The sequence below is a fragment of the Vibrio sp. EA2 genome, from assembly GCF_033042495.1.
Classification (GTDB): domain Bacteria; phylum Pseudomonadota; class Gammaproteobacteria; order Enterobacterales; family Vibrionaceae; genus Vibrio.
On the sequence record NZ_JAWLID010000001.1, the window covers coordinates 120,306 to 135,185 of the forward strand.

Consider the following 14,880-nt stretch of genomic DNA (forward strand, 5'->3'; position numbering starts at 1 on the left):
TAATAGCGATATTGTTTGATCTAGGCTACGCCATTGGAATTTAACGCCTTCTCCCAGACTGTAAATAAAAATGTACATCTGATGGGGAGTTCTGGGAATGCGATAGATTCATCTCCTTGCTGATTGTTTTAACCACACATCTTAGGTGTTTGTATGCAGCGCCTAAAATATATGGCTGCAAATCTGACCTTTTACTTTTCAATACTCCTGGTTATGCCTTACAATCTCGCCGAACCAATCTCATTCTATTTGGAATGAGAGATTGATGAATCTGATGACTCATTTTGCTTCGAACCCAAAATGTGGGCGTCCCGTCAATCGAACATATCGCCTGGAAACCTCTTTTAAATCGTTGTGACGATCAGAGTTCGCGCTCCTTTGTCACGGCGAGTTATTGCTATATTGCGGTGTATTGCGCCCAATTTCTGGCAAGTAGAGGGTTTTTTGTTGTAGGAACTTTGGATTAAGTACCGCAGGCGAAACAAAAAAACGGATTGAATTTAGAGGTATTAACCGTGAATCTAAAACTTGTCGGCAGCTCCCTGATCGTTGCAGGTACTGCTCTTGGCGCCGGTATGCTTGCGATACCGATGGTGCTAGCTCAATTTGGCCTCCTTTGGGGCACACTTCTTATGCTGTTCATATGGGCCGGAACAACTTACGCGGCATTATTGCTTCTTGAAGCGAGTTGCAAAGTTGGTGGCGGCGTGAGCATGAACGCGATAGCTCGAGAAACGCTTGGTAAAAGCGGTCAATTGGTCACTAACGGCCTGCTTTATGCGCTGCTTGTTTGTCTTTTAATGGCTTACATTATTGGTGCTGGTGATCTGGTACAAAAAGTCACTACTTCAATGGGGCTCCCGATCTCAACAATCTCAAGCCAAGTTGGTTTCACGCTTTTGGTTGGTATCATCGTTTCTGCCGGAACCGCTGTGGTTGATAAGCTTAACCGTGCCTTGTTTATTGGCATGATCGTAGCACTTGTGCTCACTCTTTTTGCGCTTATGCCGAGCGTTACGTTTGAAGGGTTGGATGAGGTTGTTAGCGAAGACAAAGTGGCTTTGATTAAAACCAGCTCCGTTCTATTTACTAGCTTTGGCTTTATGGTGGTGATTCCTTCTCTTGTAAGCTACAACAGAGAAGCGAGTAAAACGCAACTGCGTAACATGATCATTGTCGGCTCGACCATTCCTCTTGTTTGTTATCTGCTTTGGCTTCTTGCTGTTGTAGGTAACTTGCCACCTCATGAACTGGCACAGTACTCAAATGTGACTGAATTGATTGCTGTACTTGGGCAGCAGTACTCAGGGCTGGAGTTTATTCTGTCTATGTTTACTGGTCTTGCTCTATTAACCTCTTTCTTAGGAGTGGCGATGGCCCTCTACGACCAAAACGCAGATTTACTACAAGCGAATAAGCCAGTGGTGTTTGTAACCACGTTTGTGTTACCTCTGTTGGGAGCGGTATTTGCACCAGAGCATTTCTTAGCCATCCTCAGCTATGCAGGTATTATTTTGGTATTCCTGGCGGTATTTGTTCCTTTGTCGATGACTATGAAAGTACGTCGCGTACCATTAGAGGACAACAGTATTTATGAAGCAGGAGGCGGTGCAATGGGAATGAGCATGATATTCCTGTTCGGTTGCTTCTTGCTGGTTGCTCAAGCAGTGTAATTACCTTGAAAAAGACAATTCTGGCAAAGCCGTGCTGATGAAATAGCGCGGCTTTTTTATTGGCTATGCAATGAAGATGAGCCTGGTGGTAAGGGCAGTAAGAAGAATAAGTGTTCTGACGTAAACCTGATATAGGGAAAAAACTCTGACGGTTTGGTGAAAAACCTTAGCGGAGGTCTGACATGATGCAGAAGGCCGTGACCTAGGATTACAGTGGTAATTTCGATGAGAGGAACTGTTGTGTCAAAACAATTATCTTTTGCCATGGCTGGCGTTATGCTGACTTTAGGCATGTTTAGTGCCGACGCGATGGCGGATCCGAAACATAAGCATCGCTATGAACGAGAGCATCATCACTACCACGATGATTATGACCATGATCGTCACCACCATAAGCGTAAGCATAAACACAAACATAAGCATAAATATAAGCATCGAGATGTGATTGTGGTTGAGCATAGGCCGCCAAGACAAAGGTATTACTACCGAGATCGTGTTCCAAGTAATAGCGTCTTTATTCAAATTGGTAATTTGACCTATTTAAAAGTTGACGATCATTATTATCGTCGTTCGAACGATCGTTATGTCCATGTCGACTTGAGACTGTAGTCAGGCTGATACGGTTGAAAGATAGAAAAACAGCGAGCTCGGCTCGCTGTTTTTGTTCGTCAGGACCAATTTATACGGTAAACCGGTTGAGGATTTCGTCTTGCTTATGAACATCGTCTTGCTGAGTTCGCATCGCTTCGTTGGTTCGGTTAGCTGATTCAGCGACCTGTGTCGATAGGTCTTTAATATTCACCGTATTGTTGTTAATTTCCTCAGCTACCAGGCTTTGCTCTTCTGCGGCAGAGGCTATCTGTAAATTCATGTCAGAAATCTGCTGAATGGCATCACGAATACGTTGCAGTGAGTTATTGGCTAACTCGGCTTTTTCCACCGCTTCTACAGCACTACCTTTACTCTGGTTCATCGCACTGGCAACCGATGACGCGCCAGACTGAAGCTGTTCAATCATACTGCGAATCTCTGTTGTGGATTCTTGTGTACGTTGAGCCAGGGTACGAACCTCATCAGCCACCACGGCAAAGCCTCTACCAGACTCACCCGCTCGTGCCGCTTCAATTGCCGCGTTAAGGGCGAGCAGGTTGGTTTGATCGGCGATGTCGTTAATTACTTTAAGGATCGTTTCAATGTTCGCCGTTGCCGATTCAAGGACATGAACCTCCTCGACGGCCAGATCGATACTGTCTGAGAGCAAATTAATGGTTTGTGTCGACTCGCTTACGATGGAAGAACCTTCAACCGTCGCTTGATCCGCTTCTTTCGCCGCACTTGCTGCCCCTTGAGCATTGTTCGCCACTTCGCCTGCCGTGACGGACATTTCGTGCATTGCTGTTGCCAACTGCTCTAACTCTTGTAACTGAGTTTGAATTGCGCTCGCAGAATCTTCAGCACCTTTGGCTGTGACCTGTGTACCATTAAGGATTTGGTCAGAAATGCTTTTCGATTCGACGATTTGATGCTGTAAGTTCTCTATAAACGTGTTGAAGTTTTTCGCTAGTTCAGAAAATTCAGGATCGGTATTGGTTTCCAGACGCTGAGTGAGATCGCCTTTGCCTGATGCGACATCTTTGATCGCCTTGTTCAACGTATCGAGCGGGCGCATTAAGGTGCGAATCAACAGAGTCAAAGCAATAATTGACGCGATAATCGCAATGATGGAATAGATTATTGCACTATTACGCAATTGATCTACGTCCGCATATGCGACTTTTTCGTCGAGTATGGCGCCTAGATACCAGTCTTCGCTCGGAATATGCGTCAGACTGACCATGTAAGGGTTGCCTTCAATTTCAATCTTCTGCGTCGTACTTTCCAGCTTGACCTGTGGTAAGTAGCTGCTTATTTTCTCGCCATGAAGCTTGCTGTCAGGGTGCGCAATGGTTGTGCCGTCTGAAGAGACAAGAAACAGATAGCCTGCGTCAAATAAGTTGACTTGGTTGACTAAATCGGAAAGCGTTGTGAGTGCTAAATCATAAAACATCGCACCAGTAAAGTGGCCATTATTTTGGACCGGGGTTCCGACTGAGATAATGACATTTTTCGTTGAGACATCAACATACGGAGCAGTGACTGCTAGGTCGCCTTTGTTTTTTGCGTCTGTGTACCACGGACGTTTACGAGGATCGTAAGTGGCATGTGGCTCCCAGCCATCGTCATTTTCGACAACAAATCCGTTACTGTCGTACCCTAAACCAATCGCGATAAAGCTAGATTTTAGCGTTGGTTTCTCAATAATATTTTTAACGTAGTCAGGTGAGTTTGGCTCGAGCTCAATGATCTCGGTAATAGAGCGAGCAAGATCCTTTTTGGCCGCCATCTCTGATTTTACGGTGTTGCTTACGCTGGTTAAAATTTCCTCCACGCTGGAATCAATCTGTTCACTGGTTTGCGCGCGAATGGTTATAACTTGCTCTATCGACAGCAGCGACACGGTAATGAGTAGCAAAATTGAAGAGGCGGTGACCACCTTGTGTCTGAATTTCATTAGCTTTCCTGTGATTATCCCTAATAGTTTATCCTTGCTTTCACCTCTAATTTATTGGGTGATTTCGAATGCAAAGGAAACCTGTGTTTGATTCTTTGTTATCGACAATATGCTGAATAACTTGAAACCAAACGTGACCTTTTGAGATGAAAAATAACGCAATTTTAAACCTGATGATCAAAGGGAAAATGAAGTGGCCATTTATTTCTTTGATATTAATAAGTTAGAGAGTGTAGCTTGTTAAGATGATTGTTTACAGGCTGGTCTGATGAGAAGTGCGCTAACTGAAAACACAAGAGTAACTAGCCAATTTTTAAGGCTTGTATTGTGCACTACGGCTGGAATTAAGCGATAGGAAGGGGAGTACACAGTGCGAAGAAACAAAAAGGCTCCGACACTGCGGAGCCTTTGTAAGAGCGATTGAATCTTAGAAGATTAGATGCGCCATACCAGCAATCACTGGTAGTGTGATTAGGGTACGCAGAATAAAGATAACGAACAATTCTACGATATTGACTGGAATCTTACTGCCTAGCAGCAAAGCACCTACTTCAGACATGTAGATAAGCTGAGTAACTGACATTGCAGCAATCACAAAACGTGTCATTTCGTTATCAATTGATGCCGCCAGAATCGCAGGGATAAACATATCAGCAAAGCCAACGACGATGGTTTGCGATGCGGCTACCGCTTCAGGGATCTGCAGCAATTCAAGGTATGGGATGAATGGCTGACCCAAAATTTCAAAAACAGGCGTGTACTCTGCAACAACCAAAGCAACGGTACCCAGGCCCATTACAACTGGCAGTACGCCAAACACCATGTCTATAGCGTTGTGAACGCCTTCTTTAAACACTGACTGGAACGACGTCACTTCTGATGCGCGTTTTAGAGCCAGATCCATACCCCAAGAAAACGTTGTGTGTCCTTCAGGAACGGCATCTGCATCTTTTGCTGGCTTGCTGTCATCAATATAGCGATCTTTCTTCAGGCTTAGTGGTGGTAAGCGAGGAATAATCACTGCGGCAACAATACCGGCAAGACAGATAGTCCCATAAAACGGCAGGAACAGGTGCTCTAGTTGAACCTGAGCAATGACGACCAAGCTAAAGGTAATAGAAACCGCTGAGAATGTGGTACCAACAACCGCAGCTTCACGTTGCGTATAAAACTTGTTTTCGTATTGTTTGCTTGTCAGCAAGATACCAACACTGCCATCACCTAACCAAGACGCCATACAGTCGATAGCACTGCGGCCTGGTAGGTTAAACACTGGGCGCATTATTTTACTTAGCAATGCACCAAACAGTTCCAGCAAACCAAAATTAAGCAATAGAGGTAGCAATAGACCTGCAAAGATGAATACCGCAAACAGTGTTGGTAACAGTCCTGTTAGAACCAATCCACCTGTGTTTTCTTCCCAGACCGCTTTAGGGCCGATTTCAAAGAAGGTCATCAACACGGCAGCACCGCCAATTAAGCGAACCAGCAACCAGAGTGGCGATGGATTAAACAAACCGTTAAGGAAACCATTTCGAAGAATCGCAGCTGGCTGGAAAATTTTGCAAAGAACAGAAGCGACAGCCATAAAAGCGATGATAGTGGTAATAATGGCAATCAATGTGTCGCCAAGCACAGCCGGAATGACTTTAGCCATGACTGCAACTGGGATAGTAAGGTCACCATCATAGGAGATTGGCGCCATAAAAAGTAAAAGACCGATTAAGGATGGGATCAGGAACATCCAAAAGTTGCCTTTAGGTGCTTCAGTAGCATTAGTATTATTGTGCATACATTGTCTCGTGTTACTACTAGTCAATACTTGCCATACTGCATGACATAAATATTCACTAAACATCCGTATTTAATCGCAGGACGCGGAGGGTACCCGCAAACTGCATCCATTGCAATACTATTCATTAAATACATTTACTTATTCAGTCGATTTGTCGGAAAATTGATTGAATAATGCAATTCTGTATATGAATATGTTGCCCGTGTTAGAAAATTGTATCATCAATTGACTTCTGTGAAGGTAATTCTGGAAAGCAGTGTGATTGGAATAGTAAAAACGTGGGTAAGTGTGATTTAAATCACGTGGCATTTGTCGAATTTTTCACCGTTACACTTTCCTAACATAACGACTTTCCAGTGACACATGCCAAATTTGGGTTTTAGAAAAGGAAAGGAAGAGTTTGGTGTAGTATTTAGGATTGAGAACAGAATTTGCTCTCTAGTCTGTGATGATATTCAGTCGGGCACCTTTGTGCAGCCTAAATGTTATGAAACCTTTTACATGTAGGCTGTTTTGTCGGTGTAGCGAGGTGGTTTTCCTATAATATCAATCTGTTGTGCTGTGGTTTAGCCTGTACAAGTAAATCCAATAGATAATTGCAGTAGCAAATGCCAATAACGCTGGAAAGATCAGTGTATGCAGACCATACACAGTAAATAAGGCGGCTCCGGCTATGCCACCGAGCAAAAATCCTGAAAAGATAAATAAGAACAATAGAGCTTTTCGTCGGTCAAATTGACGCCCGCGCAAGCTCTCTCCAATCATAATGCCCAGATCAGTAATAATACCTGTCATGTGAGTGGTTCTTACTACAGCGCCGCTAAATGTCGTAATCATTGCATTTTGTAAACCACAGGCCGCAGAAGCTAAGTATTGGCCATAAACGTTGCCCTGAACTAAGAAGCCTAAACTAAGAAGCAGCAAACTTCCTTCGATACAAAGTGCAACCCCGTATCGACGCCCAAGTTTTAATGCACTGCTTTCGATAAAAAAGCCACTGAATGCAGCGCCAATTAAAAAGCTGAATACGATAAATAGCAGGTGAATGGAGCTGTCCACACCTGTTAAGACGCTGTTCCCTAGCTGAGTTACGGTTCCGGAAATGTGTGTTATCGCTTGATGTTGAAAGCCGAGAAGACCGACGGCATTGACGCAGCCTGCGAGAAGAGCAAGTAGAAACGCGCCATATTCCACCCAACGAGGAAGTTTGGAAATCACAATAAAACCCCACCAAATGTTAGGACACGATTATAGCGCTCACACTGAGATACGAAACCCTTTACTGTACAACTCGGTTGATCATTCTCAAAAAAGACTCAAAAAGCAGGGGTTATTCTTTTTCTGTATCCATTTGATCTTGTGGCGTTAATACATAAGCAAGACGATGAACCATGTCTAAACTTGAATAGTGGAAAGTCGGTGGTCAGAGAGGATGCGATTACTCCATGTGCTCCATGGTACACTCGAAACTGACCCAGCCATGCTTTCTTTCCTCATAGATAGAAACGGTTGGTTCCTGAAACTCTTTGTCACTAAACAGTCCTACCGGTACAACAATGATGTCTGGTGCTGCTGACAGTAATAAGCGCATTGTGGTGCCACAGGCGGGGCAAAATTCGTATCTCACTTCGCTTCCGTCATCGCTGATTCGGGTATAGCTGATAACGTCGCCGTCTAAAATGACATGCGTTTTGGCGAAGCGTGCCTGTACACCGAAAACGCTACCTGTTCGTTTTTGACACTCAAAGCAGTGGCAAATCGATGTACGTATGGGTTCTCCTAAACAGCGCAGCTGAATCAAGCCACACGCACATTCGCATGAGTGGGTTCTGTTTGGTTTTGGCATCGTTTTAATTAAATAACCTCAAACTTTACTCATGTCCCCAGTAATCGCTAGCATAGACAAATCGGATGCTTAGCGCCACGCGGATCAATATCTTCTCTAGTTCTAAGAAAACAGTTTAGGACATTTATACCCAAACACCTCATGTTGACACTGCCTTTACTGATAAATTTGACTGGGGCAAAACTTAGAATGATAAGGTCATTTTTATTTTGAAACATTTGATGTTTCGCTAGGGAGGTTGTTTTAGGGTGATGGTTCTTTATTTGGTATATACTCCGGGCGCGATTGATAAAATATAAAAACAAGGAAGTCTCTATGGCTCGCAATAGAATTCTACCTATTCCACTTATCCTGCTTATCCCCATTGTATTATTAATTGTCGTGATCGTTGCGGGTGTATACCGGTTTAGCCTTTCCGATGATGAAATATTAGCCAAGTTTCCACAAAGCCAAGTTCAATCTAATTCGATTATTATGGACGTGCTTAATATCAGGGCTTCAAACCCGTGGACTATTCAGGTCCCTGAACAAAATGCAATGAGTTTTATTGATGAGTGGGATAAGGAACTGGGCTATTTAATAGGTCAATATGATGCGGGCGCGACGAAAGGCAAGGTTCTGTTACCGACTGAATTTATTGTTCAACGTCAGATTGAGCAGGAACCGTGGATCGTTGCTCCTATGATTGTGACCACGCAAGGAACGGGATCATTTTATTATATCGGTCTGTTTAAATTTGATGCAGTACCAAGCCGAGTTATATTACTTGATAGTCTGTTCATTGGTGATCGTATTAAATTTGAACAATTGGAGTGGAAAGACGACACCATTATCGAGGCCTCTTATCTCACACACGATGTAAATCAAGCGATGTCTGAGGCTCCTACGCAATTAAATTCTGTATCTCTGACGCGTGTAGGTAATCTCCTACATATGCAACAAAGATGAATTTATTTTACTTGTGTAAAAAATAAGTGTTTTCTGAGCGAGATCTCGAAATTTCCTAGTGATTTCTTATGCTGGAATGCATAAGCTATTAGGCCTGTTTATAAGGAGATAGTAATTCCCGTGGCTACAAATGAAATTACAAGACGGTTGCCGAATCTGACAGGTCGTAGAGCGCTGCTGTTGTACTCCTTGCCTGTTTTGGTCGCGATTGGTGTTTCCCACTCTCTCAAAGAGTCACCATTAACTAAGACCATCGCTTTAAACCTGCCTGAGTCGCAGGTCGTTGAAAGAATCCTAGATGCGACAACTGCAGAAGTTGTCACTCCCCCAAACTTCGAATATCAAATCCAAGCGGGCGATAATCTAAGTACAATTTTTAGTCAGCTCGGTTTCGGCTACAGTTCTCTGATGAAAGTCATGGAAACTGACTTAAACTACCTTGCCCTTGATACGCTTAAACCTGGCAATACGCTGCGTTTTTGGCGTGATGATATTGAAGGTGAACTACTTAAAATGGAACTGCAATTTTCCATTGCAGATAAAGTAGTTTACGAGCTAAACAGCGACGGTAGTTATGACTTTACTGACATTTCAATTCCTGGTGTTTGGAGTCAAGAACCACTGGTTGGTGTCATCCATGGCAGTTTCTCTTCATCAGCGAGCCGCCTTGGCTTAACGTCTGCTGAAATCAGTCAGGTTGTTAACTTGCTAAAGGAGCAATTGAACTTTGGTAAGGATCTCCGAGCTGGTGACCGATTTGAAGTGGTTCGACGTGCACAGAGCATCAATGGCGTCTTAACAGGTAAGAACGAAATTGAAGCGATTAAGATTTATAATCGTGGGCGTGAAATTACGGCTTACCTGCATACTGATGGTCAGTTTTATAATGCGAAAGGTGAAAGCTTACAACGTGCCTTCCAGCGTTACCCTGTTAGTCGTGGTTGGCGTATTAGTTCTGGCTTTAATCCGAACCGTCATCACCCGGTAACGGGTCGTATCGCGCCGCATAATGGTACTGACTTTGCTACACCAATCGGTACACCTGTGGTATCGACGGGTGACGGAACGGTTATCATGACACGTAAACACCCATATGCGGGTAATTACGTTGTGGTTGAGCATGGCAGCAAGTACAAAACTCGTTACTTACATCTGAGTAAGATTTTGGTGAAGAAGGGCCAAAAAGTGTCACGTGGCCAACGAATCGGCCTATCTGGTAAAACAGGTCGTGTTACCGGACCTCACCTTCACTATGAGTTGATTCAGTACGGTCGACCAGTAAATGCCATGAGAGCAAACATTCCAATGGCGAGCTCGGTACCTAAGAAAGAGATGGCAACGTTCATTGCTAATCGTGATGCGATGGATAAGCTTCTGAAGAGCGAAGAGAAAGCTGTTTTATAGTAAATCAGCTGATACTTTTGGATTGATTTTAGTTTAAAAAGGCCAGGCATTGCTTGGCCTTTTGCTTATTCACTTTCATTTTATGCGCTTTTAACTTGGCGTTTGTTTATCAGAGAGAGCATCTCACTAACACGGTTGGGCTTGGCGTAGAAGTAGCCTTGTATATAATGGCATCCCATCTCGATAAGTTTATCCGACGCAATTTTATCTTCCACACCTTCGGCAATTAAGTTCACCTTGAGCAGTTGCGCAAGTTGAACGATCAGCAATACCACTTGTTCAGAGGTTTTGTTGGAAAGCATATTTCTCACAAACGTCGCATCGATCTTAATGATGTCTATCGGGTAATTGTGAATATAGTTCAGGCTCGAATAGCCAGTCCCAAAGTCATCTAAGGCGACTTGAAACCCAAGATAACGCAACGACTGTAGGACCATTTGCTCTTTACCGCTCAGGGAGAGTAAAACGGTTTCGGTCAGTTCGATAACAAAATCACTGGTTGAGTGATGGTACTTCTCAATCATGGATGTTAAATGGTTGATATAGCGTTTAGAATCAACCAGTTCATAAGCTGAACAATTTATCGATAGCTTTACGGTGTATCCGAGTTGAGATTCCAACTCTTGTTTGGCAATACAAGCAAGCTCAATAATGCGCTCTCCGAGCTCGACGATTAAGCCTGATTGTTCCGCAGCTTCTATAAATTCAGAAGGGGGGATACTGCCTAATAGGTCATTGTCCCACCGGGAAAGTATTTCAAAGTAGTCCCACTGGTTGTCGTTGGTGTTTACTATTGGTTGAACGACGACATACAGTTCATGATTGTCTGTGATGCTCGTTTTTAGTTGTGTACGTATAGCCTCGATAAGTTGCGTTTGTCGATGATAAAGCGCGCTAAGCTGCGTGTCGTAGTGTTGAATACGTGTTTCTCGGTGCCTTTTGCAATCTTTCAGTGCCAGACTGGCGTTCAGGATAAGCTCATCCGCTTTTGGTCTGTCTTTAGAAGCCCGTGATATACCAATACTCACGGTGAAAGATATGTGGTTCGACTTATCAATGTAACCCGCTTCTATGATATCGAGAATCTGCTCACACACAACGACAGGGTCGTCATCAAAGGTGATAAATGCAAACTCATCACCGGCAACTCGGAAAGCTTCCTGATCGGATGACAGGCTTTGTTGGATCGCATTGGCAGTAAACTTTATGATTTGATCACCAATATAATTACCGTTGATATCGTTAATCGACTTAAAGTTATCGATATCCAGGTAAGCAAGGTGAAAGGGGCGTGATGATTGCTGTGTTAAGGTTTCCAGTGTATCTGCTAAGCAGCTGCGATTAAGCAGTCCGGTAAGATTGTCGTGTGACACTTCATAACTCAGCTGATTTAGCAGTTTATCTGAGCGATCACTTACCCATTTTTCTCGTAAGCTGTGGATGATGACATTGGCATAGAATCGATGCAGATCGAGTAACGCCTGTGCTTCTATGGTGGAAAATGAGCGAGTAAATGTCGATATCAACATACCGAGTACATCGCCATTTTGTGTTTTCAGTGGTAATCCCAAATACGTCTTTATACCAAGGTTAAAAAACATTCTATCTTGAGACACATCGCTATATACATGATCTTGAAAGAAGATATCTGCACCGATATCGGAGACCACAGGTTCGCACGGTGTACCAGAAAGAGAGTCGTTGACGTCTTCTTCAACTCTGCCGTTGCTAGCAACCGATATTGTATGGGCGGCGTGCTGGAGATGAGCCACCTCAACAATGCAGGTACACTTTGTTTTAACCTGTTGATGGATATCTAAAATTACTCTGTTAAGCAAAGCGTTACCACTCAGTTTCAAAATTTCATCAAGCTTTTGAAAACTGATTTGTACATGATCCATTGGACACGTCACCTAGCGTTGTTTGTTTTATATCGTGTGGCTTACATTTCGACTACTTCAATACGTATCAGACAAACTATCGTTTACTTGGGAGTATTTTTCAAACTTTGTTAACAACTAAGTTACAGTATGGTTTACGTGTAAGTGTAAGCAGCAACAGGATTTTTAATTCGTTAGGTCAGTGTTTTGTTACTTTACACTAGTGGACACAATGTTAGCGACACAACGTTAGTTATTTGAAATTATTCTCGTTTCTCTTCCTCTAAGCGAGTTTTTAAATAATCGAGAAATAATTGAGTTCTCGTATGTTGGTAGTCTAATTTGGGATAATAAGCATAGACTATCGCTTCATCAGCGGTGACGTCCGGCAGAATTGGCACTAATGCTCCGGATTTCAGATCATCTTTGATCATGACATTGTTGGTCATGAGTATCCCCATTCCTCGTTTAGCACCATGAAACAGAGCTTCTGGGTTTGTGGTGGCAAAATTACCGGACAGGCTAATCCGCTGGTTGTTATTGGTTTTAATTTCCCTTACTGGTTTTTCACCCCAGATAAGCACGTTGTGTTTGGTCAAATCTTCAACATGCTCTGGTATGCCATTCTTTTCTAAGTAACTCGGAGCAGCATAAAACTGAGCTTTATGCTTAAACAGCGGGCTGGCTTTAAAACTAAGCGAGTTAAGTTGTTCCAATTCTCGACTAATAAAAAGATCCAGACTCAGTTCGGGTAGTTGACCGGGTAATGTTGTCGTCAGCTGTAACGTTATATCTGGATATTTTTCAAGAAAGTCATCCAGATAATGGACGAGAAACTTAGAACCCACCGCAAGTGTCGCACCAATTTTTAGCAGCCCTGCCGGGGATTGGTTTACCGAACGCGTCTCGTCTAAAACCGACTGCCAGGAGTCAAGCTGGCTTTTGGCGCGTTCGTAGAATAGGGCACCGGCTTCGGTTTGGCTGATGGAACGAGTAGTGCGTTTAAGCAGTTGAACTCCCACTTTGTCTTCGAGCCATTGAATACGCTTACTGATGGCCGAGCTGGTGGTATTGAGCTTTCGCGCTGCACCATTAAAGCTTCCCTCTTCAACGACGCGAATATAGCTCTGTACACTTTGAATCCAATCCACTGCTTCCTCCCAAGAACTAATGCTTTCCCGACTGTATTTATTATCAACTGTGTGTGTCGAAATATACACTGTTCGTCTTAAGGTTGTCATCGTAGACGAGAATGTCTTGAGCACTTTCTTGTAGGGAAGGTTTGTCCTCAGCAACGGGACGTGCGTTTATCTATCATACGCTCCATTCTAACGCATCCGTTTGAATCTTCTTGCAAGGGGGACACCACCTTTCTAAAATGCTCAGCAAATCGTCTTTAATCGTTAGGTGAAAGAATGCAACAAAACGAATTTGAAACGTTGGTGAAAGAAATTATCCAGCAAGAGAGTATGCCGAAGGCACTAGAGTTACTAAAAGCATGTGAAGAAGAGGAAGTCGCACAAGCAGCGGAGTCTCTAACGGGTCAGTTTGGTCTTGCAGAAGTGGATGGTGAAAAGCGTATCTACCATATGACAACGCAACAAGATGAGTCTGGTGAAGAGCAAGAATATGTTGAGCATGTCATGAATGAGGGAGACAACTTAATCAAGTTTGCTGCCTGGTTCTTTGAAACTTTCTTTGAAATCAAACAGAAAGATACTTACGTTGCAGCAGGGAAGACCTATCAGCAACCAAAGCGCTAACGTTCCTTTAGACCTGGCCAATCCTTTTTTTGAAAATTAATTACAAAAATATGTGACCTGGATCTTGTTATTATCTTTTTATGGTGTAAGATTACTACATAAACAAGAAGGATAACTTCAAGGAGAAGGTCATGACAAACGAACTTGGTGGCGCTTACATTGGCCAAATGATTGCTAAAGATGCAATGCACAAAGCACTTCACGGCAAAGCGAAGAAGAAAAAAGCTTCTGCTCTTTCTCGTTTAGTGAAAAAGCTAGCGAATTAATACAAAAAGCCCTGATTAAATAATCAGGGCTTTTTGTTTCTATAGCGTCAGATCTTTACAAATAGCACTATGCGGATTGGCTTGGAATCTCAATAACATTGTTGGGGACTTTATCTAGCCCCTTTGCTGCTAACCACTTTTCCAGCTTATCAGCACCTCCCACATACTTACTATCAAGCCATATTTGCGGGACCGTTACGGGTGTTTTTTCACCAATGATGGCTTTCACTTCTGGGATCATTCTATAAAGTGCGGCGCTGTCCTTCACGACATCGTGGTACTGGTATGAGATACCAGCATCATCAAGCAATTGCTTAGCCTTTTTACAATGTGGGCACGTTGCCTTCCCGTACACAATATTCCCTTTAAGTTTATCCCGTTTAACCCATTCAGAAATAACCGATTGTATTAATAAACCTCTATTTAATGCTTCACCCTGGCTGACTACTTTGCCTTCCACCATGAGGATTGGTGCGTGCCATGCTCCTGCTTTTAATGGTTCCCACCAGCAAGATAACCAATCTTTTACTTCCAGTTCTACAGGAACGTCGGACAGCTCATTTTCGAAAGTATCGGTTAAAATATCGCGGGTTAGCGTGCATTCCCCACACGGGATATTGACCTTGAACGGCCCCCAGCTGCCCGCCCAACGATAGAGTGTAATTTTGATTGGTTGTGTCATACGACGCTCCTCATTTCCTTCTCTGAAAATATAGAACTCAAAAGCGGGGTTTTTCTTTCAATTCAATGGGTA

General features: G+C 43.3%; 13 protein-coding genes. 6 read left to right on the top strand and 7 right to left on the bottom strand.

Annotation, left to right across the window (positions count from 1 at the left end):
- Window positions 1-515 precede the first annotated feature (515 nt).
- Together RXX31_RS00530 and RXX31_RS00535 are read left to right on the top strand one after the other, a co-directional pair.
- Complete coding sequence (locus tag RXX31_RS00530; RefSeq protein ID WP_317587154.1) at window positions 516-1,673, top strand: amino acid permease; 1,158 nt, start codon at window positions 516-518, stop codon at window positions 1,671-1,673.
- Window positions 1,674-1,913: 240 nt separating this feature from the next.
- Window positions 1,914-2,282 carry a hypothetical protein gene (locus RXX31_RS00535; RefSeq protein ID WP_317587155.1) on the top strand — a complete coding sequence of 123 codons (369 nt, stop codon included), beginning with the start codon at window positions 1,914-1,916 and terminating at the stop codon, window positions 2,280-2,282.
- Between the two features lie 70 nt (window positions 2,283-2,352).
- Here RXX31_RS00535 and RXX31_RS00540 read toward each other — a convergent pair whose 3' ends face one another.
- The 4 genes from RXX31_RS00540 to RXX31_RS00555 form a co-directional block, all read right to left on the bottom strand.
- A complete protein-coding gene (locus RXX31_RS00540; protein WP_317587156.1) occupies window positions 2,353-4,224 on the bottom strand; it encodes a methyl-accepting chemotaxis protein in 1,872 nt (623 codons plus the stop codon).
- A gap of 427 nt (window positions 4,225-4,651) precedes the next feature.
- Window positions 4,652-6,016 (bottom strand): YjiH family protein, encoded by a 1,365-nt coding sequence (locus RXX31_RS00545; RefSeq protein ID WP_317587157.1) that lies wholly within the window; start codon window positions 6,014-6,016, stop codon window positions 4,652-4,654.
- Between the two features lie 549 nt (window positions 6,017-6,565).
- A complete protein-coding gene (locus RXX31_RS00550; protein ID WP_317587158.1) occupies window positions 6,566-7,237 on the bottom strand; it encodes a YoaK family protein in 672 nt (223 codons plus the stop codon).
- Between the two features lie 220 nt (window positions 7,238-7,457).
- Window positions 7,458-7,865, bottom strand: a complete 408-nt coding sequence (locus RXX31_RS00555; RefSeq protein ID WP_317587159.1) for a GFA family protein — start codon at window positions 7,863-7,865, stop codon at window positions 7,458-7,460.
- Window positions 7,866-8,180: 315 nt separating this feature from the next.
- Between RXX31_RS00555 and RXX31_RS00560 the strand changes: the two genes are divergently transcribed.
- Together RXX31_RS00560 and RXX31_RS00565 are read left to right on the top strand one after the other, a co-directional pair.
- Window positions 8,181-8,813 (top strand): hypothetical protein, encoded by a 633-nt coding sequence (locus tag RXX31_RS00560; RefSeq protein ID WP_317587160.1) that lies wholly within the window; start codon window positions 8,181-8,183, stop codon window positions 8,811-8,813.
- A 120-nt stretch (window positions 8,814-8,933) separates the two neighbouring features.
- A complete protein-coding gene (locus RXX31_RS00565) occupies window positions 8,934-10,217 on the top strand; it encodes a peptidoglycan DD-metalloendopeptidase family protein (protein WP_317587161.1) in 1,284 nt (427 codons plus the stop codon).
- A gap of 80 nt (window positions 10,218-10,297) precedes the next feature.
- Here the strand turns inward: RXX31_RS00565 and RXX31_RS00570 are convergent, their stop codons facing one another.
- Together RXX31_RS00570 and RXX31_RS00575 are read right to left on the bottom strand one after the other, a co-directional pair.
- Window positions 10,298-12,118: a putative bifunctional diguanylate cyclase/phosphodiesterase gene (locus RXX31_RS00570; protein WP_317587162.1), complete on the bottom strand. Its 1,821-nt coding sequence runs from the start codon at window positions 12,116-12,118 to the stop codon at window positions 10,298-10,300.
- A gap of 242 nt (window positions 12,119-12,360) precedes the next feature.
- Window positions 12,361-13,248, bottom strand: a complete 888-nt coding sequence (locus RXX31_RS00575) for a LysR family transcriptional regulator (protein ID WP_317587163.1) — start codon at window positions 13,246-13,248, stop codon at window positions 12,361-12,363.
- A 264-nt stretch (window positions 13,249-13,512) separates the two neighbouring features.
- On the opposite strand from RXX31_RS00575, the gene RXX31_RS00580 reads away from it, so the two are divergent.
- Both RXX31_RS00580 and RXX31_RS00585 read left to right on the top strand, forming a co-directional pair.
- Window positions 13,513-13,860 carry a hypothetical protein gene (locus tag RXX31_RS00580; RefSeq protein WP_317587164.1) on the top strand — a complete coding sequence of 116 codons (348 nt, stop codon included), beginning with the start codon at window positions 13,513-13,515 and terminating at the stop codon, window positions 13,858-13,860.
- A 131-nt stretch (window positions 13,861-13,991) separates the two neighbouring features.
- The gene (locus RXX31_RS00585; RefSeq protein ID WP_014234655.1) at window positions 13,992-14,126 is read left to right on the top strand and encodes a hypothetical protein; all 135 of its coding nucleotides are present in this window, start codon (window positions 13,992-13,994) and stop codon (window positions 14,124-14,126) included.
- Window positions 14,127-14,193: 67 nt separating this feature from the next.
- Here RXX31_RS00585 and RXX31_RS00590 read toward each other — a convergent pair whose 3' ends face one another.
- On the bottom strand, window positions 14,194-14,808 hold the full coding sequence (locus tag RXX31_RS00590; RefSeq protein ID WP_317587165.1) for a glutaredoxin: 615 nt from the start codon (window positions 14,806-14,808) through the stop codon (window positions 14,194-14,196).
- Window positions 14,809-14,880: the final 72 nt, after the last annotated feature.

Excerpts from the sequence above, each read along its gene's own strand:
- RXX31_RS00545 (WP_317587157.1), bottom strand. The coding sequence starts at position 6,016 with ATGCACAATAATACTAATGCTACTGAAGCACCTAAAGGCAACTTTTGG.
- RXX31_RS00560 (WP_317587160.1), top strand. The coding sequence starts at position 8,181 with ATGGCTCGCAATAGAATTCTACCTATTCCACTTATCCTGCTTATCCCC.
- RXX31_RS00580 (WP_317587164.1), top strand. The coding sequence starts at position 13,513 with ATGCAACAAAACGAATTTGAAACGTTGGTGAAAGAAATTATCCAGCAA.
- RXX31_RS00555 (WP_317587159.1), bottom strand. The coding sequence starts at position 7,865 with ATGCCAAAACCAAACAGAACCCACTCATGCGAATGTGCGTGTGGCTTG.
- RXX31_RS00585 (WP_014234655.1), top strand. The coding sequence starts at position 13,992 with ATGACAAACGAACTTGGTGGCGCTTACATTGGCCAAATGATTGCTAAA.
- RXX31_RS00590 (WP_317587165.1), bottom strand. The coding sequence starts at position 14,808 with ATGACACAACCAATCAAAATTACACTCTATCGTTGGGCGGGCAGCTGG.
- RXX31_RS00570 (WP_317587162.1), bottom strand. The coding sequence starts at position 12,118 with ATGGATCATGTACAAATCAGTTTTCAAAAGCTTGATGAAATTTTGAAA.
- RXX31_RS00540 (WP_317587156.1), bottom strand. The coding sequence starts at position 4,224 with ATGAAATTCAGACACAAGGTGGTCACCGCCTCTTCAATTTTGCTACTC.